The 22,061-nt window shown below is 41.7% G+C and carries 36 protein-coding genes and 1 riboswitch; of the genes, 20 read left to right on the forward strand and 16 right to left on the reverse strand.

All coding sequences use genetic code 11. The features are described from left to right. The first annotated feature begins 104 nt into the window (after nt 1–104). From L2D08_RS07150 to L2D08_RS07160, 3 genes are all read left to right on the forward strand, one after another. Nucleotides 105–962 (forward strand): manganese catalase family protein, encoded by an 858-nt coding sequence (locus L2D08_RS07150; protein ID WP_242233061.1) that lies wholly within the window; start codon nt 105–107, stop codon nt 960–962. A 141-nt stretch (nt 963–1,103) separates the two neighbouring features. Further along, entirely contained in the window at nt 1,104–1,532 is a 429-nt protein-coding gene (locus L2D08_RS07155) for a YugN family protein (protein ID WP_242233062.1), read from the forward strand. A gap of 104 nt (nt 1,533–1,636) precedes the next feature. Next, on the forward strand, nt 1,637–2,131 hold the full coding sequence (locus L2D08_RS07160; protein WP_242233063.1) for a L,D-transpeptidase family protein: 495 nt from the start codon (nt 1,637–1,639) through the stop codon (nt 2,129–2,131). Nucleotides 2,132–2,323: 192 nt separating this feature from the next. On the opposite strand, the gene L2D08_RS07165 is transcribed toward L2D08_RS07160, so the two are convergent. The 4 genes from L2D08_RS07165 to L2D08_RS07180 all read right to left on the reverse strand — a co-directional run bounded on the left by L2D08_RS07165 (nt 2,324) and on the right by L2D08_RS07180 (nt 3,883). Continuing rightward, nucleotides 2,324–2,551, reverse strand: coding sequence for a hypothetical protein (locus L2D08_RS07165; protein WP_242233064.1), 228 nt, complete (start codon nt 2,549–2,551; stop codon nt 2,324–2,326). Between the two features lie 193 nt (nt 2,552–2,744). Continuing rightward, a complete protein-coding gene (locus L2D08_RS07170) occupies nt 2,745–2,918 on the reverse strand; it encodes a hypothetical protein (protein WP_242233065.1) in 174 nt (57 codons plus the stop codon). Nucleotides 2,919–3,075: 157 nt separating this feature from the next. Next, entirely contained in the window at nt 3,076–3,384 is a 309-nt protein-coding gene (locus tag L2D08_RS07175) for a hypothetical protein (RefSeq protein ID WP_242233066.1), read from the reverse strand. Nucleotides 3,385–3,463: 79 nt separating this feature from the next. Next, the gene (locus L2D08_RS07180) at nt 3,464–3,883 is read right to left on the reverse strand and encodes a hypothetical protein (protein ID WP_242233067.1); all 420 of its coding nucleotides are present in this window, start codon (nt 3,881–3,883) and stop codon (nt 3,464–3,466) included. 123 nt (nt 3,884–4,006) lie between these two features. Between L2D08_RS07180 and L2D08_RS07185 the strand changes: the two genes are divergently transcribed. Then, nucleotides 4,007–4,324 (forward strand): DUF2642 domain-containing protein, encoded by a 318-nt coding sequence (locus L2D08_RS07185; RefSeq protein WP_242233068.1) that lies wholly within the window; start codon nt 4,007–4,009, stop codon nt 4,322–4,324. Nucleotides 4,325–4,683: 359 nt separating this feature from the next. Beyond that, complete coding sequence (locus L2D08_RS07190) at nt 4,684–4,881, forward strand: hypothetical protein (protein WP_242233069.1); 198 nt, start codon at nt 4,684–4,686, stop codon at nt 4,879–4,881. 91 nt (nt 4,882–4,972) lie between these two features. Here the strand turns inward: L2D08_RS07190 and L2D08_RS07195 are convergent, their stop codons facing one another. Both L2D08_RS07195 and L2D08_RS07200 read right to left on the reverse strand, forming a co-directional pair. After that, complete coding sequence (locus tag L2D08_RS07195) at nt 4,973–5,200, reverse strand: LexA family protein (protein ID WP_242233070.1); 228 nt, start codon at nt 5,198–5,200, stop codon at nt 4,973–4,975. A gap of 219 nt (nt 5,201–5,419) precedes the next feature. Then, the gene (locus tag L2D08_RS07200) at nt 5,420–5,755 is read right to left on the reverse strand and encodes a hypothetical protein (RefSeq protein ID WP_242233071.1); all 336 of its coding nucleotides are present in this window, start codon (nt 5,753–5,755) and stop codon (nt 5,420–5,422) included. A 52-nt stretch (nt 5,756–5,807) separates the two neighbouring features. Continuing rightward, nucleotides 5,808–5,898: riboswitch (cyclic di-GMP riboswitch) on the reverse strand. 259 nt (nt 5,899–6,157) lie between these two features. Between L2D08_RS07200 and L2D08_RS07205 the strand changes: the two genes are divergently transcribed. Next, nucleotides 6,158–6,622: a hypothetical protein gene (locus L2D08_RS07205; RefSeq protein WP_242233072.1), complete on the forward strand. Its 465-nt coding sequence runs from the start codon at nt 6,158–6,160 to the stop codon at nt 6,620–6,622. Between the two features lie 56 nt (nt 6,623–6,678). On the opposite strand, the gene L2D08_RS07210 is transcribed toward L2D08_RS07205, so the two are convergent. Beyond that, on the reverse strand, nt 6,679–7,353 hold the full coding sequence (locus L2D08_RS07210; RefSeq protein WP_242233073.1) for a Bax inhibitor-1/YccA family protein: 675 nt from the start codon (nt 7,351–7,353) through the stop codon (nt 6,679–6,681). 233 nt (nt 7,354–7,586) lie between these two features. Further along, the gene (locus L2D08_RS07215; RefSeq protein WP_242233074.1) at nt 7,587–7,892 is read right to left on the reverse strand and encodes a hypothetical protein; all 306 of its coding nucleotides are present in this window, start codon (nt 7,890–7,892) and stop codon (nt 7,587–7,589) included. 1,087 nt (nt 7,893–8,979) lie between these two features. Between L2D08_RS07215 and L2D08_RS07220 the strand changes: the two genes are divergently transcribed. Both L2D08_RS07220 and L2D08_RS07225 read left to right on the forward strand, forming a co-directional pair. Next, nucleotides 8,980–9,465, forward strand: coding sequence for a YhcN/YlaJ family sporulation lipoprotein (locus L2D08_RS07220; RefSeq protein WP_242233075.1), 486 nt, complete (start codon nt 8,980–8,982; stop codon nt 9,463–9,465). A 186-nt stretch (nt 9,466–9,651) separates the two neighbouring features. After that, on the forward strand, nt 9,652–10,935 hold the full coding sequence (locus L2D08_RS07225; RefSeq protein ID WP_242233076.1) for an ATP-binding protein: 1,284 nt from the start codon (nt 9,652–9,654) through the stop codon (nt 10,933–10,935). Between the two features lie 207 nt (nt 10,936–11,142). Here L2D08_RS07225 and L2D08_RS07230 read toward each other — a convergent pair whose 3' ends face one another. After that, the gene (locus tag L2D08_RS07230) at nt 11,143–11,307 is read right to left on the reverse strand and encodes a hypothetical protein (protein WP_242233077.1); all 165 of its coding nucleotides are present in this window, start codon (nt 11,305–11,307) and stop codon (nt 11,143–11,145) included. Between the two features lie 108 nt (nt 11,308–11,415). Here L2D08_RS07230 and L2D08_RS07235 point away from each other — a divergent pair, with 108 nt between their 5' ends. Next, on the forward strand, nt 11,416–11,523 hold the full coding sequence (locus tag L2D08_RS07235; protein WP_285881603.1) for a YjcZ family sporulation protein: 108 nt from the start codon (nt 11,416–11,418) through the stop codon (nt 11,521–11,523). A 219-nt stretch (nt 11,524–11,742) separates the two neighbouring features. Beyond that, complete coding sequence (locus L2D08_RS07240) at nt 11,743–12,006, forward strand: hypothetical protein (protein WP_242233079.1); 264 nt, start codon at nt 11,743–11,745, stop codon at nt 12,004–12,006. A 74-nt stretch (nt 12,007–12,080) separates the two neighbouring features. Here L2D08_RS07240 and L2D08_RS07245 read toward each other — a convergent pair whose 3' ends face one another. Then, complete coding sequence (locus L2D08_RS07245; RefSeq protein ID WP_242233080.1) at nt 12,081–12,329, reverse strand: hypothetical protein; 249 nt, start codon at nt 12,327–12,329, stop codon at nt 12,081–12,083. Between the two features lie 219 nt (nt 12,330–12,548). On the opposite strand from L2D08_RS07245, the gene L2D08_RS07250 reads away from it, so the two are divergent. The 3 genes from L2D08_RS07250 to L2D08_RS07260 all read left to right on the forward strand — a co-directional run bounded on the left by L2D08_RS07250 (nt 12,549) and on the right by L2D08_RS07260 (nt 13,683). Continuing rightward, entirely contained in the window at nt 12,549–13,010 is a 462-nt protein-coding gene (locus L2D08_RS07250) for a hypothetical protein (RefSeq protein WP_242233081.1), read from the forward strand. 125 nt (nt 13,011–13,135) lie between these two features. Next, a complete protein-coding gene (locus tag L2D08_RS07255) occupies nt 13,136–13,279 on the forward strand; it encodes a hypothetical protein (RefSeq protein ID WP_242233082.1) in 144 nt (47 codons plus the stop codon). 224 nt (nt 13,280–13,503) lie between these two features. Further along, nucleotides 13,504–13,683 carry a small acid-soluble spore protein H gene (locus L2D08_RS07260; protein WP_242233083.1) on the forward strand — a complete coding sequence of 60 codons (180 nt, stop codon included), beginning with the start codon at nt 13,504–13,506 and terminating at the stop codon, nt 13,681–13,683. An 83-nt stretch (nt 13,684–13,766) separates the two neighbouring features. Here L2D08_RS07260 and L2D08_RS07265 read toward each other — a convergent pair whose 3' ends face one another. Further along, the gene (locus L2D08_RS07265; protein WP_242233084.1) at nt 13,767–14,009 is read right to left on the reverse strand and encodes a hypothetical protein; all 243 of its coding nucleotides are present in this window, start codon (nt 14,007–14,009) and stop codon (nt 13,767–13,769) included. 165 nt (nt 14,010–14,174) lie between these two features. Here L2D08_RS07265 and L2D08_RS07270 point away from each other — a divergent pair, with 165 nt between their 5' ends. Together L2D08_RS07270 and L2D08_RS07275 are read left to right on the forward strand one after the other, a co-directional pair. After that, nucleotides 14,175–14,501 carry a hypothetical protein gene (locus L2D08_RS07270; RefSeq protein ID WP_242233085.1) on the forward strand — a complete coding sequence of 109 codons (327 nt, stop codon included), beginning with the start codon at nt 14,175–14,177 and terminating at the stop codon, nt 14,499–14,501. A gap of 418 nt (nt 14,502–14,919) precedes the next feature. Beyond that, nucleotides 14,920–15,111 (forward strand): hypothetical protein, encoded by a 192-nt coding sequence (locus L2D08_RS07275; RefSeq protein ID WP_242233086.1) that lies wholly within the window; start codon nt 14,920–14,922, stop codon nt 15,109–15,111. A 127-nt stretch (nt 15,112–15,238) separates the two neighbouring features. Here the strand turns inward: L2D08_RS07275 and L2D08_RS07280 are convergent, their stop codons facing one another. Further along, nucleotides 15,239–15,667 carry a hypothetical protein gene (locus tag L2D08_RS07280; RefSeq protein ID WP_242233087.1) on the reverse strand — a complete coding sequence of 143 codons (429 nt, stop codon included), beginning with the start codon at nt 15,665–15,667 and terminating at the stop codon, nt 15,239–15,241. Nucleotides 15,668–15,851: 184 nt separating this feature from the next. Here L2D08_RS07280 and L2D08_RS07285 point away from each other — a divergent pair, with 184 nt between their 5' ends. From L2D08_RS07285 to L2D08_RS07300, 4 genes are all read left to right on the forward strand, one after another. After that, nucleotides 15,852–16,034: a Spo0E family sporulation regulatory protein-aspartic acid phosphatase gene (locus tag L2D08_RS07285; RefSeq protein WP_242233088.1), complete on the forward strand. Its 183-nt coding sequence runs from the start codon at nt 15,852–15,854 to the stop codon at nt 16,032–16,034. A gap of 371 nt (nt 16,035–16,405) precedes the next feature. After that, nucleotides 16,406–16,555 (forward strand): hypothetical protein, encoded by a 150-nt coding sequence (locus L2D08_RS07290; RefSeq protein ID WP_242233089.1) that lies wholly within the window; start codon nt 16,406–16,408, stop codon nt 16,553–16,555. A 236-nt stretch (nt 16,556–16,791) separates the two neighbouring features. Then, nucleotides 16,792–17,232 carry a prolipoprotein diacylglyceryl transferase gene (locus L2D08_RS07295; RefSeq protein WP_242233090.1) on the forward strand — a complete coding sequence of 147 codons (441 nt, stop codon included), beginning with the start codon at nt 16,792–16,794 and terminating at the stop codon, nt 17,230–17,232. A gap of 410 nt (nt 17,233–17,642) precedes the next feature. Then, nucleotides 17,643–18,143, forward strand: coding sequence for a hypothetical protein (locus tag L2D08_RS07300; RefSeq protein WP_242233091.1), 501 nt, complete (start codon nt 17,643–17,645; stop codon nt 18,141–18,143). A gap of 55 nt (nt 18,144–18,198) precedes the next feature. Here the strand turns inward: L2D08_RS07300 and L2D08_RS07305 are convergent, their stop codons facing one another. Further along, complete coding sequence (locus L2D08_RS07305; protein ID WP_242233092.1) at nt 18,199–18,834, reverse strand: MBL fold metallo-hydrolase; 636 nt, start codon at nt 18,832–18,834, stop codon at nt 18,199–18,201. A 90-nt stretch (nt 18,835–18,924) separates the two neighbouring features. Continuing rightward, on the reverse strand, nt 18,925–19,182 hold the full coding sequence (locus L2D08_RS07310; RefSeq protein ID WP_242233093.1) for a hypothetical protein: 258 nt from the start codon (nt 19,180–19,182) through the stop codon (nt 18,925–18,927). Nucleotides 19,183–19,380: 198 nt separating this feature from the next. On the opposite strand from L2D08_RS07310, the gene L2D08_RS07315 reads away from it, so the two are divergent. Beyond that, nucleotides 19,381–19,596 carry a hypothetical protein gene (locus L2D08_RS07315; RefSeq protein WP_242233094.1) on the forward strand — a complete coding sequence of 72 codons (216 nt, stop codon included), beginning with the start codon at nt 19,381–19,383 and terminating at the stop codon, nt 19,594–19,596. 95 nt (nt 19,597–19,691) lie between these two features. Here L2D08_RS07315 and L2D08_RS07320 read toward each other — a convergent pair whose 3' ends face one another. Further along, nucleotides 19,692–20,045, reverse strand: coding sequence for a hypothetical protein (locus L2D08_RS07320; RefSeq protein ID WP_242233095.1), 354 nt, complete (start codon nt 20,043–20,045; stop codon nt 19,692–19,694). A gap of 1,173 nt (nt 20,046–21,218) precedes the next feature. Further along, nucleotides 21,219–21,842 carry a hypothetical protein gene (locus L2D08_RS07325; protein WP_242233096.1) on the reverse strand — a complete coding sequence of 208 codons (624 nt, stop codon included), beginning with the start codon at nt 21,840–21,842 and terminating at the stop codon, nt 21,219–21,221. Nucleotides 21,843–22,061 lie beyond the last annotated feature (219 nt).

A 22,061-nucleotide genomic window follows, 5' to 3' on the forward strand; every position in this document is an offset into this window, starting at 1 on the left:
TGACTCGTTTTCTTCGAACGAAATCCTGCCCTATGAATAAAACAAACAGGTCTCTGCCATGATAACGACTGAACAACCAATACGAAGAAATGAGGCAGATATATATGTATTATTACAAGGAAGAATTGATCAATATTGTAGCACCAGACCAGCCCGATCCCGCGGCTGCAAAAGTGCTGCAGGAAATATTAGGCGGACATTTCGGGGAAATGCGGACAATGATGCAGTTTTTCTTTCAAAGCTCTAATTTCAGAGGCAAGGCCGTTCAATACCGGGATCTTCTTCGCGGTATTTTCCTTGAGGAAATTGCCCATGTAGAGCTTGTACAAAACACTATTAACCAGCTGCTCAATGGTTCCGGTGAGTCTCCTATGCCAGGCAATTCCGGAGCAGATGGCGCGCCGCTCGGTGACGTAGTCAAGCATGCGAATCCGCATCATTATATTATCGGTGCCCAGGCTTCTCTTCCAGTAGACGCAGCAGGAAATCCGTGGAATGGCTCCTGGGTGTACAGCCACGGAAACCTGATCGGGGATTTGCTTGATAACCTCGTTCTCGAATCAACAGGTGTTCTGCAAAAAACTCGTATTTACGAAATGAGCAGCAACCAAACTTTTCGTGAAACGCTGGCTTTCCTTATTGTCCGGGATAATGCCCATCAAAATGCATTTGCCAAAGCGCTTGAAACACTGGGAGTTGATTGGGGCAAGCTGTTCCCGGTTCCAAATTACGATATCAATAAATACCCAGAATGCCGGAAGTATGTCGAAATGGGCTACCACAACGCGCTGTTTAACTTCAGAATGGATGAAACAAAAATAGCCCAAATTTTCCAAGGCGAGTCTCCAAGCCGAAATGATGGGACGCTTTCGGTTGTCGATCCTCCGGCAGGCTTCCCTGTTCCCCTTATGCCGGAGATGCCAAATGAACATAGCCCAGGAACAAACGACTTGAACGCTTAATCCAGCATCATACACCTACACCCCGTGTTCAAACAAACCCGGGGTTTTTGGTGCTTTTTACTTCGTTCGGCCACTGTACGTATTGAATACAGATTTACCGTTAAAACTGTAAACGAACTTTCGGAACAGGAGTGAAAAAATATGTTAAAGCTGCAAACAGAGCTGGAAGGAAAAACGGCCCGCTTTGGTGATATAAGAGACAAAATGAATGAGCTTGGATACGACTTGGGCGGAAATTGGGAGTATGACGCTGGCAGCTTTGATCATACATTATGGAACAGTAAAAACGAAACCATTTATATTCGTCTTCCATTTACGGTACTCGACGGTATGCTTGATGAGTATGATGCTTTTATTTCGTTTGAATCTCCTTTTATTATTAAACATGTGATCAATATGGGCTTAGAAAAAGACGAGCATTCTTTACTGACAGCATCCGGCTGGAACCAATTTCAAGATCCGGTTTCTTCTGACGCGCCCATCAATCAAAAAAACAAATGGGAAGAAGCAGGAAAAGAAGCAGTCAGCCAGCTGATTCAATATTTGGAAAAAGGGCTGAGCGCCAGCTAATGTTCATACTGTTACTTATATTAGTATGGATATTAGTACGATTTCTCCCGTTTTGCAACGGCCTTGAATAAACTAAAGGGTCAAAGCAGAAAAGGAGGAATCACGTGATTCATACTGTAAAACGCGGGGAAACACTTTCCTCGATCGCGGGAGACTACCGGATTTCATTAGCTGCTCTTATTGCCAGCAATCCAGGTATTACACCCAATTTGATTTATGTGGGACAGCGCATTACCATTCCAGGCTTCCCTTCTCCCGCAAGCCTTCCTTTTTCCATTGTGGTCTCTCTTTCGAATCGGGCTTTAACGCTATTTTACCGGGGCCAAGTCAGAAAAGTATACCCGGTTGGCGTTGGCAGAATGCTGCATGAAACACCTGTAGGAGATTTTATTATTATTAATAAAGCACCCAACCCGGGGGGGCCGTACGGAACGATGTGGATGAGTTTGTCGAAGAAAAGTTATGGCATTCACGGCACAAATGATCCTTCTTCCATCGGAAAGTATGTTTCTAGAGGCTGTGTTCGAATGCACAATAAGGATGTGGAAGAGCTTTCCCGGACGATTCCTATCGGGACTCCTGTGTCCATTCGGCCTTAGTATACTGGACTGAAAAAGCCCAGCTTGTGAGCCCGGCTTTTTCAGTTCAGGTTCATTTATTATTCATGGACGGTCGGAAGCTCGATTAAAAACACATTCCTTTATTGACTTTGCTTGTAACCTGGATTCTTCCGCCTAAACTTTGAATAAAGCTAAAAGCACCCATCATGCCGAGGCCGGTTCCATTTGCTTTTATATCATTCCTTTTCCCTGACCGCAAATACGGATTTTAGCAAGATGATGTTCATAGGTTGTTTTGATCCTTGTTTTGCCGCCGTCCGGCATGGCTTCGATTGCATTTTTAATGATATTGATGAAAGCCTGCTCGAGCTTTTTTCGTTCGCCAAGGATATACAGTGCTCTTTTTTCTGCAGACACGTCGAGCTCTACACTGTTCATTTTGGCCAGCGGCATTAACACGTTTACAGCATGATTTATTGTTTCGTGAAAAATAATGGCTTATGCCTCAGCGGGAGCGTGTTAAATAATCGTCCATAATGCCAGTAGCCCTGTCCAGTTCCTGAATGGAAATCAGAATTTGCTCTTTTGTTTCCGATGGTATCTCACTTTCATAGGAAAGCTGTATAAATCCCCGGGTGGCCGTCAGCGGATTTCACACTCCATGTGAAATGCCGGCGGCAAGGTTGCTGACAATCTCTAATTTCTCCGCTTTCATCAGCTTTTGCAATACATCAAAATTGGTTTTAATCACCTCTAACAAAACGGCAGCAATCAGGATAAAAACAATATTAAGGATGTAAAAGACCACCCACATGTTTACCGTCATATGCATATCATAGATTTGCCCGGCCGTGTACGTTGTAAGCAGCTAAGAAAAAAGGGTAATCACGTCCATCGAAGGGAGTTTTGTTTTAACGGCATCTTTAAATAGTAATTCGAGAAAAACATCGCCAGCACGGCAATAAGCGTAAAGGTAAAAAAGGTTATAAGAAAACCGGAAGCAGCCATGCAGCAAATCCCGGCTCTCCATATAAAATCCCCAGCAGAAAAGGAACCCGGCGCAAGTCAAAGTTAAATCCGTCTCCAAATGAAAAAGGAAACAGCATACATAATACAAAAGACATAACCGGAAACACAACAAACCATGATGCCTTTACTTTTTTAAAACGGTATAAGCAGGAAACAAGGTAAAGCATTTGCATAAAAAAGACCGGAATAAGAACAAATAAAAAATTAATGAGTAAATCTTTTATGATAAGCTCCATCAAGGCACCGACCATTCTTGTATACATAAAATCGGCTCATTCATGTTGTTTCTTTAAGAATAATCGATCCTTCGCTGGAACTGAAACTGCTTTTTGAAAGCGTTTTCTACTTCTCAATAATCACTGCATTGATAGCCGGTGCCCCATCTTTTGCTTTTTCCACTGCCACTGTTCCATACACTGTAATGCTCTCATTTATTTCGACTTCCGTCTGTGTGGCATTCATAATCACATATGTGCCATCCGATGCCTGAAGGGAAAATGAGCCCGTTAAGCCGGGTTCGATCACTTCCGTAACGCGTCCTGTCGCAGTCACTTTTTTACCGACTGGCGGCTCGTCAGCATTTAACTCCGGGAATTTCGCCGGCACGGCTTCCTCTTTCATCTGTTCGGCCAGCTCTTCCTCTGACGGCTCTTCAATAATTGATTCCGTCCCTTCTGAAAACGTGCTTTGAACCATTTCTTCTTCTGCCGTACAGGCACTTAATACGATAGCCGCTGCAGCCGCTGCGATCCATTTTTTCATTACAGCACCCTCCTTTTTTCTGCTTGTCCTACATTATGAAAGAGCTAAGCCGGAAAGTACACGAAGGCAAAGTGTCACTCCGCCAATGAACGCATACTGTAACTATATAAAGGAGTGAAATCGATGGTACAGGAATATCCAAAGCCGCCTCAACACTCGCTGTTACCGCCAGGACATTATTTGTATTCTCCCCAATTTCCAGCCATTATGCAGCAATTATCACCGGTTTACACCGTAACAGCAGAACCCGTCTTTCTCGACCACCTTCTCATGCATAGCGGCAAAATGATTCAAGTAGCCACAACCGGCGGGTTATTGACCGGAAAGCTGACTGGAGTGGCCATTGATCATCTTCAGTTAACCATCAATGATGTTCATCATCACATTCGATACCCGCACATTATTTCTTTCAGCATGGCACAACCGAACCAAAAAACCTGAAAGTGTCCACTCTCAGGTTTTTTGGCTAAATGTGTTTTTAAGGCTTGTGTATAAACTTCTTTTAAAAGGTCATCCTGCATGTATAACTGCGTTTGTTTATTATTCGGCCGCTATCACCGTGATCAGCCCGCTTTTTTATGCAGGCCTCATTCAGCCCAAACAGCAAAATACATGCACCAGAGGAATAAAACCTGAAGGCAGGCCATCTGCTCAACTGACGGCCGATGCCTTCTTCCCATTAAATCGTTTGCGTCTTTCGAAAAGCGGGTACGCTGGATATACATTCTATTATCTGCTTTTTCCAACACATTTCTCCACTTTTTTCAGATAACAGAGAATAAAGAGTCGGAGGTGATCATATGAGGAGAGTTCAAGGCATTCCCAGCTTACTCACATACCTTAATGCCCATCATTATTCGCTTACACATGAAGAGGTTGAGGATTTAATCCGAAAAAGACAATTTCCTCATAGAAAGCTGATGAACGGGGCGATGATCTTTGACTTAAATCATATTGACTGGTGGTTATCGGAAAATCAGCCTTCGAAGAATCCTTGAAGCTCACACGTGGCTTGTATCTTCTGCATTATTATGAAAGCGAACCGATCTTTCCCGGTTCGCTTTTGGTTTGCCGTCCTGATGAAATCCTTTACTGAACAAATTTTCCGGTTACACGCAGGGTTCTTGGCTTTCTATCTTCCCAGGTTACATAGCCGGATTCTTTCAGGCGGTCTAAATGGCCTTTTACAGTTGAAGCAGATTTTAGTTCTACCGTTTCGCCAATCTCACGTATCGCAGGTGGATAATTTTTCGTGCGGACACACTCATTTATATAAAGAAGCATTTTCTGCTGGCGGACGGAAAGCTGATTAAGCATATGGTTTTTCCTCCTTTTCGCAGGATTTCTTCGACTTATACTCAAATAGCGGGACAAAAATGTTTTTACTTCTTAACATGTAAAGACACATGTTTATAACCTGCTTGATCTCTCTTTTTCATTGTAACGAACAAACGTTTTTTCTCCAAATAAAATCCAATTATATGTTTCCATATTTAACGGAAAGCCTCCGCATTTAAATAAAAAAAGCTCCCTTCATCAGGAGCTTTTCATTGTTTTATATTCCCGGCTTTCGTATATGGCTTGAAGCTTATTTTCGGCTTCCCGGGGACTCATCGATAAACCCGTTAAAAAAGCCAATAGGTCATCACGCTCCGAAAGCTTTCTCATAGAGTGAAACGTGATCGGCTTATGTTCTTTTAAAAGTGTCATAATTTCAATCGTAGGCAGTACTTCCGGCTGGGAGCAATCCCTTAAGAAAGAGCGTAAAAACCGTACAAAAACTAAAGCGGAATCTGTACTGTCCGGATATTTTTTCAATAAAACAAAAAATTTTTCTACATGTGCTTTTACGTCGTTTGATTTTCTCCGCATATTTCCTCCTGCTTTAAACAGTTATTCAACCAAATACGGAGAAGCTTCCCTATTTGGCAACCCGGCTGTCGTTTTTCACTGGCTCAAAAGTAGACCCGTGGCTTTGCGTCCTTCCCTTTCGGAGAAGTTTGCCTTTATCTTTAGTCCCATTAAATCATGTCGAATTATGTCAAGTCAAGCCGAAATGAACTATATTACAAACCCGATTAGCTTTTTATACCTATATACTATTCAATCTTTTGACTCAATCACCTTCTGCCTTAACCTGTTCTGGCTAGTGATAAATAGCGGATTCGTTTTGCCTGCCAGAAATTCTTTGGCCATCCTGCTCTTTTTGTTTACTTCTTCATACACTGGGCATGCTACCATTGACGACAACCTTACTTAAAGGAGAATGCACACATGAAATTTACCGGCACAAAAGAACTTCTTGTCAGCGGACTAACGGCTTTACTCGTACTCGGGCTGGCCGGCTGCGGCGGCGGACAAAATGACGACACGAATAATGAGCAGGATCAAATGGAAGAACAAAACAATACCGGTACCCAAAATCAAACTGAACAAGATGAAACAGAAGGCGATTTAGATACCGAACTAAGAGATGAAAACGACAAAGGAAACGGAGTCAATGATGGTCCGGATCAAGAAAACGGCGGCAACAACGAAGATGCTAACGGTATCAATGACGGAAAAGATCAGGATAACGGTATCGATGATGGAACAACCGATGATCAGCTGGACCCTGAAAATAACCCAGAGGATGCTAACGGTGTCAATGACGGAAAAGACCAGGATAACGGTATTGATGATGGAACAAAGGATGACGAGCTGGATCCTGAAAACAATCCAACGAAAAACAATCAATAACTGAAAAAGTCCCGGCCGCATATAGGCCGGGACTTACTTTTTTCGGGAAGAGTGTCTTAGTCTCTTGAAGTGAAAAAGTTCAGCACCCGCAAAATATCCAAGAAGATATTAATAAAATTCAAATACAAATCAAAGACCGCTGCTGGCACGTCCGCTTCTTTAAACCCTGACTCCTTCATCCGGGAAATGTCATACAGCATATAGCCGGAGAAAATAAGGATTCCGGCAAAGGCAAGGCCAAGGTCCATAAAGCTGGAACCAATAAAAATGTTGGCAATGCTAAGCAGGATCAGTGTAAGCAGTGCAAAAAAGAGCATACCGCCCAAAAAGGAGAAATCTTTTTTTGTAAAGTATGTGTAAATAAACAACCCGCCGAATAGAGCGGAAGCAATACCGAACGCCGCTACGACGAGCGCCATCCCCATCGCATCGACGTATAGATCGATAGCCGGATAAATAGAAATTCCAACCAGCAGCGTAAACACGTACACGAGCCACATAGGCAGCCGCAATCCATACGTACTGAACCCTTTCTTTCTTTTTCTTCCCGCTGAAAATGATTTTATTAAAAGCAGCAGCAGTACAAGGATCGGAACCAGGCCTAAAGCAAGTGCTACTGTTTCTGGAATGAACATCCCGCCAACTAATGTACCGATAAACGAAAGCAAAAGCGTACTGAAAAACCTCGGCAGCACATGGGACGTAATCAATGATTTTCCTGATTGCATCATAACCAATCTCCTTCTCTTTGTTTCATTTTTTTCTACGGATCAACTCTTCCTTTTGTTTCATTGTTTTTCACTTTCTCTATCACTTAATGTTCCATTTCCGCTTTTAATAACCAGTAATAAAGCCGATCAGCCGCACAAAAAAGCTTCCTTTTTTATAAGGAAGCTTCGGACCTGTATAGGCAAAGTTTGAAGGCAGACTGAGAGCAAGAGCATCCGAATGGATGCTCTTTTTGTTACGAGTGCTTCTGCTGAACGAGCAGCTGCCGCTCATGGTATTCATCAATTTCTTTCATGAGCTTTTTTTCAATCCACTGCCGAGTGCTGCTCTCTAGATTGCCAAATGAAGTGTTTAAGCTATCTGCGACAACCTCACGTTTGTTTTTATTAAATGTAATAGTCCCATAAATAGGCACTGGCTTGATAAAAGGCTGATCCCGGTCTCTTTGTTCTGCCACAATGGCAAAACGGTAAAACGGACGGTTTAAAATTTCAATTAACATAATGTGCCCGGACAGCATCATGCGGCTGTTTGTTATCATCGTTTCACCACCTGTATCCGTCAGTATGGTCCATTTATTATTTTTTATACAATAAAAGCCGCTTTTTTTAACCCGTTAAAAAAACAAAGCTGCCTGCCTCTTCCATTGACAGACGGCTTTTCTCCTGTCTCGATATCCCTTTCATCAGGAGACGGAAATAAGCGGCGAAAAAAGACATCTCTTTTAAGGGGCCGCATATAATGAGTTCGTGCAGAACGTGTTCTTGGTAAACAGGAATCACTGCATTCGTTTCTAGATAAGTGAACGGAAAATCACTGCAGTTTCAAGGATGTATACTTATCGCTAGACAGAAACGGAGAGGATTTTATGCATTGGTTTCGATTTGTTCCGGTTGTGTTTTTTTCTTTCTCCAGCCTCTGTTTATTTGCTCTGCAATTCAAAGAAATTATGCGATCCATTCAAGAAATGGCGGCATTTTACAAAAAGAAATCATCCTAGTCAAGCGCTGATCATCCTCAAGGCAGAAATTCATGCTGATTCTGCCTCCTTTTTATTTCGCACCTAATTGTTTGAATGTTTTTCTTCCTCTTTACATAAAATTTAAAAATAACCATTTTTATTTTTTATCCTTTTCAACCTCTCCATGTTCACAGACAGTATATAAAATGGGGAGAATTTATTTAAAGGAGAGTGTTTACTCTGAAAGAGGTTGCCCTTCTTTTATCTGCTGAACTGGAACGGCTCGTCGATGACTATTTCAAATGTCCTGATTTAATCATTAAAAAACAGATTCAGGATGATATCCAGCTTTTAAGTGAAGCTTTAGTACAATGTAAACAGCCGATATAAAAAAGTTTTTTATCTTTATCTGGATGTATGGCAATCGAAACGAGCGGCGTCTGCTTCTGTGCAGGCTCGACCCGTTCATGTCGATAGATTAAGCAGAAAAAGTACGGCCGGACTCATTTGATCGTTCCCCCATTTTATTTTTAAACTCTTTATACAAGAATGGTTATAGCAGGAAGCCTTTTTCAAAAGGCTTCTTTTTCATCTTCATGGTATATTCCGGCATACATTGGAGAAAATATCCTTTGTTCATTTTAACTTGTACAAAGGAGGCTGTTTGATGAAAAAAGCATCAATGTATTTGGCGGCTTGTATGACTATCTTTTTCTTGGCCGGATGTATGAATAATAATGACGAAACGGCAGACAAAGCTGACAATAATGCGGCTGAACAGGATTCACAGAATGAGCAGACAACAGATGATGAAGGTAATAATGAAGCCCGACTGTCTGTATTGGATAAAGCAGAGGGCAGCCTTGAGGACATGGATAAAGTAGAAGACGCCACTGTTCTGGCAACAGGAGAGCGTGCTTATGCCGCCGTTCAGTTAGAAAATGACACTCAAGTAACGGACGAACTGAAAAAAGACATGGAAGACAAAGTAAAAGAATCAGATACGACCCTTGAAGAAGTGTATATTTCGGAAGATCCGGATTTTACTACTCAAATGAAGGATTATGCTGAGCGGATTGAAGCAGGCGAGCCTGTAGAAGGACTTGTTGATGAATTTAGCGATACCGTTCGCAGAGTTTTTCCAAGCGAATAACCGATCGTTTTTTACCCGGTAGGGCAGCCGGGTTTTTTGTTTGATTGAAGGCGTTTTTTTATTTTTCATATTTTTTACTAATCAAATAGAAGAAAAAAGCTTCTTCCGTGTTATGATAAAAACGTATCAGAGCTGGGTGAAAAATCCCTTCACCTCTTACCACTTTACACGACTGGAGTTGCAAGATTGGATATTCTTCTTACTAATATTCAAAGCTTCTTATTAAACACCCTTTTGATTTATTTCGGTTTTACAATTTATTTTAAATTCCTGGAACGGAAAGTAAACCAGATTGTACATAACCTGATTATTATATTGATTTGTGGAATATCGATTGTGTTTTCTATGAGTTTTCCTATTATTCTTTTACAAGAAATACCCATCGACTTCCGCCAAATTCCTTTGATCATTGGAGCATTATACGGAGGACGCCGGGCTGCCTGCATTCTGACAGCCGTTTTACTCGGCTATCGTTTTTTATTGGGAGTCCCGGACTTTCTATCCGCCCTCCTCGTTTATTCTCTGCTGCTGCTTTTATGGGCTGCGGTTCTGCCTTTTTTCAAAAAAGCAGCCGTTCTTAAAAAGAAACTATGGATTGCTCTATGCATCTCCTTAACTGCAGCCCTGTCTACACTCGCTTTGAACCTGCTTTTATTGCCATTAGCTGTTACGGCAGCGTTTATTATGTTTGCTGTTTTGATCGTAGTGCTTCAAACAATCGGCCTCCTTCTTTGCGTATGGATGATTGAAAAAGCAAAAAAAGAGATGATATTGTCCGAAGAAATAGCGAGGCTTGAGAAATTAAAAACCGTCAGCACCATTGCCGCCAGTATTTCTCATGAAGTACGAAATCCGTTAACCGTCACGAAAGGTTTTCTTCAGCTGCTGCGCGACCCCCAGATTTCCAATCTAGAAAAGGACTATTACATCAGCACGGCTGTAGAAGCCTTAAACAAAGCGGAGTCAATCATTACAGACTACCTTACCTTTGCCAAGCCTTCATTGAAAAATGTAGAAATGCTAGATTTGAAGCATGAATTAATGAATATCTCACATTTTGTGGCGCCTTACGCAGCTATGAATGATGTAGAAATCAAAACAAATTTCCAGAAAAACAGCTTGCTGGCTGGAGAAAAAGAAAAGTTTCATCAATGTATCCTCAATATTGCAAAAAATGGAATTGAAGCCATGCCCGGTGGCGGTACCCTGACAATCGAATTGAACCGCTTTAAGGACCATGCTGTTATTACTGTAGCGGATACAGGCATTGGAATGAATAAAGAACAAATTGAACGGCTGGGAAACCCTTTTTTCACGACAAAGGATCTCGGTACAGGACTTGGCACAATGGTAGTCTACAGTACCGTTAAGTCTATGCGCGGCAGCGTTCAAGTAAAAAGTGAGCCTGCAAAAGGTACACGCTTTATTCTTTCCTTTCCTGCTGCTGAGCAGTCAGGCTCCGCTGGCTAGCCTGTCCCGTTTTTCTTTTAAAGCGGACATTCAAGAGGAAAGCAAAACGTTTTTTGGCTTTTTTGTATAAATTTTTATGGAGAGGTTCATAATAGGACTGTTAGTTCCCAACCCCAACTCCTACAAGTGAACATGACTTTTCAGCCAGGCATCGCCTGGCTGCTTTTTTTTTGCGCATATTCTGTTGCTAATCTGGAAAAGGCGGTATTACTCTTTCGTTTTTTCCCTTTCTGCCTGATATTCTTCGGCAGACACCCACCTTATTCCGTAACCAGACATCATAAATGCGTGAGCAGCCATATTAAAGTTTTGCCCCCTGCCTCGAAATGTTGCGACAACCTTATTGTCCTTCACAACAAAGCCATACTTCACGCATTCTGCTCCTTTCATGATTCCTCTAACATTTTTTGTTTCACTATGACCATTCGCACAAGAGCCGCCTTTACTTCCTCATATTATATGGAAAAGGAGGTGATCATGATGGGCTACAAAAACGGTGATGGATACGGATCTGGCTTCGCGCTGATTGTTGTTCTGTTTATCCTTCTTATTATCATTGGTGCGTCTTACGTTGGCGGAGGATTTTAATAGGTATTAAGAGAGTATGCACAAGATTTGTTTACATGACTCCTGCTTTTGCTTTCTGACCGGTTTTACCCGCCAAACCACTATGTTAACAGCTGTATGCCTGGTCATACAGCTGCTTTTTACATGCAGACAAAAGCCTTGCTGCTTCGCACACTGTGCCGGTTTCTGCATACAATGTGAACGGATATATGCTTATTCCATTGGGAGAGGAGGCACATAGTGAATCAGCGTTATGTAAAAGCAGCTCAAAAGGAAAACTCCCCGGTGTCTCTTGAAGTGAATGCAGCCAAGCTGACGGTTCTTGCTACAGCCCTTACAACCCTCGCGGATGCGGTTGCCACATTTGCCGCACTGCTCGCTTTAGAGGAAGCAGCAAGCGCTGAGTCTTCAGCACCACAGCAGGCAGAGTCGATTCAAAAGCAATTAACAGCCATGCAAAAACAGCTTGATTTCTTAACAAGTGAAGCAGCTAAAAGACGGTAACCTTCCATCAAAACGCATGGTGTTTATAATACAATGCCAAAAACACTCCTGTCCAGGAGTGCTATTTTTCCTTTTTAATCAAATTCTTTGTCGTTAAATTTCTTTGTTATATAAGCATGAAGGCCCTTTCTGCAAGCAGCTGACAGAGAAGACTTTTGGGGATGAATGCTGTCCCCAAACGGCCTGCCCCTTAAGAACTTAATGACCTCCTCGAATGCCTTCCCCTTTTCGGCATCGAAGCCCGCTGCTTTTACAAATAAAATGTGCTGCCCTGTCCATTCATAATCAACAATGTAAAAAGTGCTCTCCTGTTTATCGCTCATATAAAGATTCCTCCTATGTACTGTTTTTAGATAACACTGTTCAAAAGAAAATAGCAACCTTTTTCAGTAAATATTGTTATGATTTGTCGGCCTAAAGAGCTGGCTTTTCTTTATTTTTTGAATAAAAATAAACATAACTATATTCCCTTGTCGGCTGCCCGGCTCCAGCCCGGGTGTAAATCCACGGAAAATCACAGCTCGCTTGAAAGAAGGGATCGCTTGATTTTAGTTAGCCTGCTCGGACTTATTTTAATCGTTTTTGCTTGTTTATATTTTCTTTTTCACTTTTTGTGCAGCTTATTCAGCAGAAAGCATCGTGTGTTCAAGCGCATCTTTTACCCGGCACTTCTTGTAGGGATTTTTCTTGTTGCACTGGCGGCGCTTGGAAATGAAAACCAGGGTTTTGAAGCCGCTTTGGCTGAAAACAACCGGTTTAAACAGGAAATTACGATATTGGAAGAAGAGATAAGCATATTAGAGGGAAAGATAGCGGATGCCGAACAATACAGCATGGCTTTGGAGAAAACCAATGCAGCGGCTTTTTCAGAAAAAAAGATCATAACGGAAGACATCGCCGCGCTTAAACAGGAAGTGGCCCGTTTAAAAAAAGAAAACAAAGCAATATCCGCCGAGCGGGACAGCCTGATAAAACAAAAAGCGTCTACTGAAGCCCAAAAGTAAGTCCGCCTTCAGCCAGTGGAGTGGCGGCTGCTTTCATATATGAGATTATCCACGATAGCATGCAAATGGCTTACCTACGCCGGATCATCCAAATACCGTAATCCTTTAAAGAAGTTTTTGTTTGAATGGATCAAGCGTTAATAGATTTTTTAGCTATGGCGAACTTGTATGGCTTGTCTGCAAAAAAGTACGAGTATATAGATCCGCAGCAGCACGTGTATAATGACCAGCTTCATTTTCAATATGCTAATCAGGTGGAACGGCATTGAAGGATGATGGAAAAGCCGTACCCTGACCTTCATTATAGGGCGTATTCAAACAAACAAGCCGCGCCTTGAACCGGCTTGTTTGTTTGAACTTCTGATACACCCCTGTTTTACGCATTCAAAACATTGGCAGCAGATACACTTTCGTTCCCTTCACACCATGCAGAATAAGGAACGCTTTTTAAGTAAACGTTAAAAGTGTTATCAAAAAAAAGGAGGCCGCAATGATGAATTTACGACGAGCTCAAGAAATCGCCACTTCTCCTGTAATGGCTGACGTGACGTTTAACGAATTACCTATTTATATCCAACATGTAGACGAAGACAATGAGATGGCTCGTATTTATCCACTGGATGAGCCTGAAAAAGAACAAAGTGTTCCCCTGGCTGCCTTAAAAGAGCATTAATTTCTTTGTGTTATCAGAAAAAGGTGTATCTGTGCGGAGTCAGATACACCTTTTCATTAGTTGCCGGCAAGCTCCTTTCCAGCTTACGAACCTTGTTGATTCGTTTCAGTTTCGCCATCATTCGGATCGACTTCTACTTGATCGTCTTCATTCGTGCCTGTATTGTTCTCTTCGTCCATTCCTTCATTAATGTCGCTATGATTGTTTTGCTCAACTTCTTCCTGCTCAGCCGGCGGATTTTCTTCGTTTCCACAGCCAGCCAGTCCAAGTGTAAACAGAACCGCTATTCCACTCATAAGCATTTGTTTTTTTCGGCTTTCGCCCATTTTCAAGTCCCTCCTTAACGAGTTTCTTACTCAGTAGCATGTCCTTTCCCTTTATCTTCAACCCAAAAACATATCGATTCATACAGTTCCTTGAAAAAAGCACCTGGCCGGCTTATAAATAATTTTTTTTCGTTTGTGCACGATAAAGCTCGGGAGGTGAAAAAGATGGCGGATCAAAACCAAAACAACCAGCAGAATGGAAACGGCCAGCAGAACGGCGGTATTTTAGAAACGATTGGCAAAGGCATCGAAAATGTTATGGACACATTAACAGGCAATAACCAAAACCAAAACAACCAGAGTCAAAACGGCCAAAACCAGCCGAAAAACCAAAACAACAATGAAGGCGCCCGGTATCAAACGAGCGGTCAAAATGTAAGCCGCAAGGGTCAAGGGGACAATCAACAAAACGGCTCCTACAGCAGCCAGGGCTCGCAGCAGCAGAACGGCAAGCAGCAATTTGGCGATGCCAATACGATACGGGTAGAGTAAACGTGCCCAGCCCTTTTTAAATGTGTGTATGTGAAACAGGCTTTATTTTTTCATCCGACCCTACTCCGTTAATAAAGTGGTGATCATATGCTCCATTCCCGAGCAAAATGTATACTCTTAGGTGGTACGATCTTATCAAGTCTGTTAAATATTATCATTTTGATTTTAACCGTTATTCACCATATAACCATTCAAGAACAGATGGATGACTTAAAAAAGAACAGCCGTTGAACTCATGTTTAAAATGGCAGCTGCCTTATGTCTACGCAGCTGCCATTTTACATGGATTATTTAAAAATTGAACGATCAGGTATATAGCTGGGTCCAACAGGGTAAAAAGGTTTATATTCACTCATTTGATCCTTTACACAAGTTTTTCTCTCCCAAGCCTGGAGAAATATTTGTGGGAGGTGATGAAATGAGAAGAATTCAAGGAGTACAGAAATTAATCTCCTATCTTGAGTCGGTAAACTATCCAGTTGCTGAAAAGGATATTTATGATCTAATCACAAATAAGAAGCTTCCTCATAAAAAAGTTGGTTTAGACATCATTATTTTTGATTTAGATCAAATCGACTGGTGGATCGAACAAGATCAAACACAAAGTTGACAGAAGAGCCCCTCGTTATCCAAGCAGGGGCTTATTCCTGTTTGGCCATGTAAACAGGCAGAGACAAGCACCTCGTTATGAGTTCCACTAAATAAAAAAGAAGAACACCCCACCCGGTGTCCCTCTTTTATTGATAAAGTTCCTTGTAAGCCAGCACTTTTAAAGCCTGTATTTCATCTTCAGTCAGCTTGCTCTGGAGTGTCTCTAATAATGCTTGTTTCTTTTCTTCTGTCAGGCCGCCTTTTACGGTCGATTGAATGTCTTTAAGCTCGCCCGGGCTGAACTTTTTCACCATTTCCCTTGCCGCTTCTTCTTTTGTCGTAAACGGAAGAGAAGAAGTGTCGGCATTGGCGCCTTCTTCAACCAGCTTTTTCAGCTCTGGGTTGTTGTTAATTTGCTGCTTAATCTGTTCCACTTCTCCGCTGTTTTCAATCTGTTGTGCTACTTCATCCATTATTTTATCGGAGGCAATTTTGGTTCCGAAGTAATACAGTCCGGCTCCTAGAAGAGCCACAAGCAATGCCAGTCCAATGAAGAGCTTGAATAATGTCTTCACTTTATATCCTCCTAAATGTACATCATGCTTTTATTAACATAACAAATTTCTCTTTCTTTTCCCAGTGCTTTAACAGCTTTCAACCATGTCTTTTGTTCAAAGACCTTTACATTTTATATAAATAGGTTTTCCCCCTTTCTTTTTTGGGTAACTGAACCTGCGAAGTACATTAATGGAGAAAAAGATGCTAAATGAAAAAGACCCTACAGGTTATTTGTATGAAGAAATCGAAAGAGTCCGCGGGCTGCTGGCTTCCGCGGTTCAGCTCTATGGACTTTCCAGTGCAGAAGCGCTTTATTACAGTGAAGAATTAAATACATTAATTCTTCATGCCCAGCTTCAAAAAAGGCAGGTGCTTCTTGTATAAAATTTTTTCAAATGGTACATACTAGAACTGTTAGTTCCAAATCCTACTCCTATAAGTAAACCTTGTATCAGCCAGGTTCTCACCTGGCTGCTTTTTTATGCGCTCCCAGCCCTCCGGGTCATTGAAAAACCAGACCGAAGCTTTTTAAGCTTGAACCTTATTGGCTTTCTGCTGCCATAATGGAGTCTGGTCCTGCTTATGGTTCATCAGAGCCTTTTCTTTTCCGGCGGCCGGCCCAATGAGTTTTTTATTAAAAACCGGTCTGTTCATTCGCTTCATAAAATATAGGTAATTATAGCTAGTATATTAAACCTATTTTAGGTAAAATTAAATAAGGATTACGTAAAAACCTTTATCTAGGAGCGTTTACTATGGAAGATCTATCCATCATCCTGTCTAATGAGCTGGGAAAATTAATTAATGACTATTACCGATACGATGATCCAGAGATTAAAGAACTGATTCAAAGTGACATTCAGTTATTAAACGAAGCTATTTCTTTGTGTGAGCAGTCAACGTAGGGCAGCCCTTCCGGCTGCTTTATTTTTTTGAATTTTGCACATTATTAATTTTACTACTCCTTTGCCTGCAGTGCAGGATATAAAAAAGCAGCCGCCTCTTCGGTTCTTTTCTTTTATATTGTACAATAGCTTTATACTTTCACAATAAGTCCTGTTACTGGAGATGAGCGGCTATAAAAATCTATAAAGTGAGTATGTACCTTTTTGTCCTCCTGCTTGCAGTACTTTCCTGTTTTTTGTTGCTTTTGAATGTTTTTTTAACAGACAAACCTGAACAAAAAAACGAAGCCGCAACAGCGGAACAAACCGAAACAACCGCACCGGAAAAGGAACAGCCTGCTGCCTCAAATGAAAACGACACAACAAGCAATGAAACAAAACAGAAAAAAGAAACAACATCCCAGACGCCTGAAAAGAAAGACGGCTATGTATCCGATTGGTTTAACCAAGCAGATACACAAAAAAAGGAGAAAGCGGATTCTGCAGCTGACAGTAAAACGCCGAATCAAGCAAATAATGAACTGGCTGACCGAGAACAAACGGACCAAGAAACAAATGAGGGGGATACAACCTCATCTGATAACCAAATGAGTGGCGAAGCGAGCGCAGAACAACCTGTCCTGCAGCCTGTTCCCCCGGCCCGGCCAGAGAAGCCTGAACTTTCCTTCGAAAAATAAGTTTTTTCACCCAATAAAAAAGCACTCACGCCCTGTGAGTGCTTTTATTATGTGTGTACCATTTCGAAATGGATACTTTATATACACGGCTTACCAAACCATACTTTAATGTACCCGTCGCAACTGCTCATTAAACTGCCCCAAAGTCATGTACCGTCAATTCCTTATCTCTTTCCGCTATTTCAAAAATGGGAGGTGTACCCTTTCTTGCTCTTTCAAAGAATTCAGTGATCGTAAACAGCATCAAGCTTGTGATTATACCCCTGTTGTTACAGGCTGATCGCCGGGAAGATTTCATACGGGCGTTCATTCTTTTAAATGTGTGCTGAAAGACCATTCGGGGTACATAATGAGTATAGGGTTTCCTGCTTAAACGAATAAAGGTAACAATCAAAAAAGAAGGTGTTTATATGGGATTTTGGAAAGGTGCTGCTTATGTAGCAGGTGGAGTCGCAGCAGCCGCTCCGCTGGCTGCTAGCGCGATTGCCGCGACAGCTGCAGGAGCCGCCATCGCCGGCACCGCTGCTGCTGTCACAGGTACCGCTGCTGCAGCGGGAACGCTTGCAGCGACGGCGGCTGCAGCGGCTGGAACGGTCGCTGCCGGAGCTGTAACCACAGCCGGGGCCGCCGTCGCTGGCGCAGCTGCGGCTGCCGGTGCATCCGGATTAGCCAGTGCGGTAACCACTGCCACCGGAGCCGTCTCGGGAGCCGCGGTCACAGCCGGAACAGTGGCTGCCGGAACTGCTGGTGTTCTTGCAACGATTGCGGGAGCGGCTGGAGCAGACATATTGATGGAGCCTATTTCACCAAAAGGAATCCGAAAAAAGGGATTAAAAACCGTTATAATCGGGGTTCAGGAAATACATGCCTCCTGGAAAAAGAGGCATGCAGAAAAAGACACATCCGCCTAAAAACGTGAAAAGCTGTGTTTGTTCTTTTAACAAACACAGCTTTTTTATGGAGGTTTTATTTATGCTTCTTTAAAAAAGGGTTATTTTCCTTTTCCCGGCCAATCGTTGTCACATTATCATGACCCGGCAGTACATATGTATCGTCCGGCAGCGTTAAAAGCTTTTGACGAATGCTTTTCAACAGCTGGGTTTCCTGCCCGCCTTTTAAATCCGTACGGCCGATGCTGCCTTCAAACAGAGTATCCCCTGCAACAACAAAGCCTCCCTCTTTAAAATAAAAGCTGACACTGCCGGGAGAATGTCCCGGAGTTTCGTACACATCAAAAGAAAAGCTGCCAATCGAAAGCCTTCCTTCCCCTGTGAATAGCTGATCAGCGGCGTTTACTACAATAGGCTCTATTCCCTCAAAAGAAGCCGATCCGTTCAAAGCCGGATTGAACAGCCATTTTTTTTCAGCGTGATGAAGGTAAACCGGTATACTGTATTCTTTCCGCAGCGGTCCCACTGCTCCGATATGATCAAAATGGGCGTGTGTTAAAAGAATGGCTTCCGGCTGCAATTTTTTCTGCCGGATAAACCGCCGAATTTTATTCCCTTCTCCGCCTGGATCGACCAGTAAGGCTCTTCCTTTCTCATAAATCACGTATGCATTCGCTTGAAGCGCCCCTGCCGGCAGCCCAATCCATTCCATGTCTATCACCTCTTCTCCTCATTTTATCATGAAAGAACGGCTGTACTTTTCCGGATGTGCTGCCCAGCAAAAAAGCGCCTGGATAGGCGCTTACACTTTTCCTGATTGTTTCCTCCGAAAATCGGCTATTTTTGATTCAACATCCATATAAATGTTTCTTGCTTCATCAGCGGAAATATTAAATTCACGGCTCACAAGTGCAGTAAGCTGAGGATCCTGCACTTTAGCATCATATGCATCACCGTAGCTCATCGTTCTTTCGTATTCGTCTCTCATAAAACGATACACATCTTTTTCGTGCTGACTAAGCCCGTCAATAACATTTTCTGTTACGGAATTTACTTCCATTTTGTTCACTCTCCTTTTTTAGCTTTATTCTTTATGTTCCCCCAAAAAGGGCAAAATTCACCTCTACTTTGACGGCGCAAGAGAAAACCTTATACATAGCCGTTTCAAGAGCACAGTCAAAGAACAGGCATACGGCTTATACAAAGATTCCGTATTTGAATATCTTAAGGTAACCCTTTAAAGGAGGTTTTTTTGGGGATGATGAACCAAACCTTAAAAGATCTTTTGGATATGGCGAGTTTGTATGGCCTGCTGGCAAAAAGATATGAATATGTAGATCCGCAAAAGCATATGCACTTTGAATTGCTTCACCTTAAATACGTCGATCAGTTAGAACAGCATTTCACAATGCTGGAAAAACACCATGGCCCGTCTTCTTTTTCCTTTTCACCTCCTCCTAATACCATGTACTAATAAACAAGCAAGCCGTTCTCCTGTCCGGCTTGCTTGTTTTGTCTATTTCTCATTCAAGCCTTTAAAACGACGGCTCCATAACCTTTTTACTTTTCTCAAGCAATAATTTTTTCATTTTGAAGACGTTGAATAAACTCCGTGTACTGGCGCTCATAGCTTTCCGGAAACTCATTCGTAATTGAAACGGCCACCTCTTTTATAAGCGGAACCTGGCTCTCGTCTACTGTATAAAAAATTTCATTTTCTGTTTCCTCAGTGCTTAAAATATTCGTCAAGCCTATTTTTCTTTCCTCTTCAGAAGCAAGCTTTTCATAATGCTCAATATATCGGTGATAACACATTCCTCCGCCAATATCGATGGGCGGATCCAATGTTTCCGCTGCTGCAAACGCAATATGGTCCCCTGCCCGCTGCGCCTTTTTGTTAATTTGCAAAATACACTGTGTCATTCAAAGCCAGCTCCTTCCTTACTTGTACAGTTCGTTTGGAATATTCACTTTCATGTCCATATTTTTCACCATTTGTTTTAAAATAAACAAAAACTCTTTCATTCACCACAGGGAACATGTCTTTTATCACATTGAGGAAGCTTCCGTCTCTAATAAATGAATTTTTTTATATATTTACGCATATTTTTTTGGAATTAGGGTATAAACATATAGGTTTGACTATTTTATCCTTTAGTAGTTTAATAGACATCAACATCACCCACACGTTCATCTGTCCCGCATCTTAGTGAAAACAAGTTATCCAAAAAGGAGTGCTCATTCTGGAAGATACCATCATTCTTCTTTCTGCTGAATTGGGTCGTTTAATAGATGATTATAACCGGTGTCGCAGCTTGCGCCTTAAGAAATTAATAGAAGAAGATATCCAGCTTTTACAAAATGCACTGCTGGAGTGTGAGCAACCAGTTTAAAAATATGTTGGTTGTTCTTTTTTATTTCTTTTATTTGAAATTTACACATTCTGATACATGTATTTTTAAAAACTATTTCTTACTGTGTTTAAAGACGGATATGTCCCGTGTAGGATGGGAAGAAGCGGCTGTATTCATTCTTTTCTTGAAACGATACATACTGGATACCTATATGATAGGAGTTGTCACTTTTTATAAGACAAGGATTAAAAATTTGAATATTCTATTTACTTCATACTTTTTAGTTTACTTTTGTTTTTCTATTTACTTTATTACATTTTCTAAAAATAGAACAAATAATTTAATAAACATCCTTGTCATTACACTCTTTCTTTCAAATCAAAAAAACCGTTCATGATGAACGGTTTTTTTGATTTGAAAAAGGATGTATTGTTTTATGCAGGCAGTTAGCCAATCAGCCATGCGGCAATCAACGCGGCCGATAAACAAACACCGCCTAAGCCGTTCTCATGGATTTTATCGAACTTATCAATGTTGAGCCTTAAGCTTTAACTTTTAAGAGCTTTGATCTTTCACCTTTAAGGTTTGAACGTTTAACTTTGAGCTTTCAGCCTGATAACGCTCGCTCGCGTTTAAGTTCCCTGTATCCTCAAATGGATGAATGAAAAGTTAGCGGCTGTAAGGCCAAAGCCGCCGGCACCTGTTTAGTTTTGCTGATTTTCGACTGACTAACCGCTTTATCTTATTCCGGCACTTTAATTTCCGTCAAAGTATTCGAGGTAGACAGGACAAAATCGACTTCTGATAAAAATTCATCAATTTCCTGCTCCAGTTTCTCGTATGTATGGCGGATTTTCAGCGGATCGATCATTTTAGCTTCGTTATCGTTTCGGTAGCTTTTCACAAGCTCATTGTTTTCGTCCACTTTCGTTTTTGCTTCGCGTCCATACAAAGCATCGAGCTTTCGATTCAATTCTTCTTTGACTTCCTCATTTATTCTTTGAATATTGTTTACCGCTTTTGTATACTCGTTTTTCATTTTTTGCATAAGCTGCACTTCATATTGGATAGATGTTTTTCGCTCGATGGCTTCCGCTACCGTATATTCTTTGTCTGCAATTTTCACCCTTGTCATGGCATTGGAAAGAACAATCGCAGACTTAATATCATTGCGTCGTTTCATCAAATCTTTCACAGACTGATAAGCTGATTGCACTTTATCTTCATATTCCTTGTTCGATGTGTATCCGTTCACCGCTTTTTCACCGATGGCGAAGTCAACGAATGCAGCCGAGTTCATTACTGTCTTGATACGCTTGTCCAGCAGCTTCAATTCTGCCAGCCCCCGGGTCACAGACATTTTCATACAAAAAACCTCCATTTTTTCTCTTCTTTTATAGTAACACAGGCAGAAAAAAGAAGCTTTCTTTTCGCGATGGACTTGATCGAACAAAAAAAGCCGCCTGCAAAGAAATAAATTCGGCTGTTGTATACAAAAAAAGACGCATCAGCTGAATCGCTGATACGGCTTTTTTCGCTTCTTTTCTTTCTCTTGCTGTTCAGTTTATCTTTTTTTGTACAAAAT

It is taken from the genome of Domibacillus sp. PGB-M46 (assembly GCF_022668875.1).
In the GTDB taxonomy this organism is placed as follows: Bacteria; Bacillota; Bacilli; order Bacillales; family Domibacillaceae; genus Domibacillus.

What these genes read in the sequence shown, in the direction of transcription:
- L2D08_RS07150 (WP_242233061.1), top strand. Translation starts at nt 105, where the DNA reads ATGTATTATTACAAGGAAGAATTGATCAATATTGTAGCACCAGACCAG.
- L2D08_RS07155 (WP_242233062.1), top strand. Translation starts at nt 1,104, where the DNA reads ATGTTAAAGCTGCAAACAGAGCTGGAAGGAAAAACGGCCCGCTTTGGT.
- L2D08_RS07170 (WP_242233065.1), bottom strand. Translation starts at nt 2,918, where the DNA reads ATGACGGTAAACATGTGGGTGGTCTTTTACATCCTTAATATTGTTTTT.
- L2D08_RS07175 (WP_242233066.1), bottom strand. Translation starts at nt 3,384, where the DNA reads ATGTATACAAGAATGGTCGGTGCCTTGATGGAGCTTATCATAAAAGAT.
- L2D08_RS07180 (WP_242233067.1), bottom strand. Translation starts at nt 3,883, where the DNA reads ATGAAAAAATGGATCGCAGCGGCTGCAGCGGCTATCGTATTAAGTGCC.
- L2D08_RS07185 (WP_242233068.1), top strand. Translation starts at nt 4,007, where the DNA reads ATGGTACAGGAATATCCAAAGCCGCCTCAACACTCGCTGTTACCGCCA.
- L2D08_RS07190 (WP_242233069.1), top strand. Translation starts at nt 4,684, where the DNA reads ATGAGGAGAGTTCAAGGCATTCCCAGCTTACTCACATACCTTAATGCC.
- L2D08_RS07195 (WP_242233070.1), bottom strand. Translation starts at nt 5,200, where the DNA reads ATGCTTAATCAGCTTTCCGTCCGCCAGCAGAAAATGCTTCTTTATATA.
- L2D08_RS07200 (WP_242233071.1), bottom strand. Translation starts at nt 5,755, where the DNA reads ATGCGGAGAAAATCAAACGACGTAAAAGCACATGTAGAAAAATTTTTT.
- L2D08_RS07205 (WP_242233072.1), top strand. Translation starts at nt 6,158, where the DNA reads ATGAAATTTACCGGCACAAAAGAACTTCTTGTCAGCGGACTAACGGCT.
- L2D08_RS07210 (WP_242233073.1), bottom strand. Translation starts at nt 7,353, where the DNA reads ATGATGCAATCAGGAAAATCATTGATTACGTCCCATGTGCTGCCGAGG.
- L2D08_RS07215 (WP_242233074.1), bottom strand. Translation starts at nt 7,892, where the DNA reads ATGATAACAAACAGCCGCATGATGCTGTCCGGGCACATTATGTTAATT.
- L2D08_RS07220 (WP_242233075.1), top strand. Translation starts at nt 8,980, where the DNA reads ATGAAAAAAGCATCAATGTATTTGGCGGCTTGTATGACTATCTTTTTC.
- L2D08_RS07235 (WP_285881603.1), top strand. Translation starts at nt 11,416, where the DNA reads ATGGGCTACAAAAACGGTGATGGATACGGATCTGGCTTCGCGCTGATT.
- L2D08_RS07245 (WP_242233080.1), bottom strand. Translation starts at nt 12,329, where the DNA reads ATGAGCGATAAACAGGAGAGCACTTTTTACATTGTTGATTATGAATGG.
- L2D08_RS07255 (WP_242233082.1), top strand. Translation starts at nt 13,136, where the DNA reads ATGGATCAAGCGTTAATAGATTTTTTAGCTATGGCGAACTTGTATGGC.
- L2D08_RS07260 (WP_242233083.1), top strand. Translation starts at nt 13,504, where the DNA reads ATGAATTTACGACGAGCTCAAGAAATCGCCACTTCTCCTGTAATGGCT.
- L2D08_RS07265 (WP_242233084.1), bottom strand. Translation starts at nt 14,009, where the DNA reads ATGGGCGAAAGCCGAAAAAAACAAATGCTTATGAGTGGAATAGCGGTT.
- L2D08_RS07270 (WP_242233085.1), top strand. Translation starts at nt 14,175, where the DNA reads ATGGCGGATCAAAACCAAAACAACCAGCAGAATGGAAACGGCCAGCAG.
- L2D08_RS07275 (WP_242233086.1), top strand. Translation starts at nt 14,920, where the DNA reads ATGAGAAGAATTCAAGGAGTACAGAAATTAATCTCCTATCTTGAGTCG.
- L2D08_RS07285 (WP_242233088.1), top strand. Translation starts at nt 15,852, where the DNA reads ATGCTAAATGAAAAAGACCCTACAGGTTATTTGTATGAAGAAATCGAA.
- L2D08_RS07290 (WP_242233089.1), top strand. Translation starts at nt 16,406, where the DNA reads ATGGAAGATCTATCCATCATCCTGTCTAATGAGCTGGGAAAATTAATT.
- L2D08_RS07300 (WP_242233091.1), top strand. Translation starts at nt 17,643, where the DNA reads ATGGGATTTTGGAAAGGTGCTGCTTATGTAGCAGGTGGAGTCGCAGCA.
- L2D08_RS07305 (WP_242233092.1), bottom strand. Translation starts at nt 18,834, where the DNA reads ATGGAATGGATTGGGCTGCCGGCAGGGGCGCTTCAAGCGAATGCATAC.
- L2D08_RS07310 (WP_242233093.1), bottom strand. Translation starts at nt 19,182, where the DNA reads ATGGAAGTAAATTCCGTAACAGAAAATGTTATTGACGGGCTTAGTCAG.
- L2D08_RS07315 (WP_242233094.1), top strand. Translation starts at nt 19,381, where the DNA reads ATGATGAACCAAACCTTAAAAGATCTTTTGGATATGGCGAGTTTGTAT.
- L2D08_RS07320 (WP_242233095.1), bottom strand. Translation starts at nt 20,045, where the DNA reads ATGACACAGTGTATTTTGCAAATTAACAAAAAGGCGCAGCGGGCAGGG.
- L2D08_RS07325 (WP_242233096.1), bottom strand. Translation starts at nt 21,842, where the DNA reads ATGAAAATGTCTGTGACCCGGGGGCTGGCAGAATTGAAGCTGCTGGAC.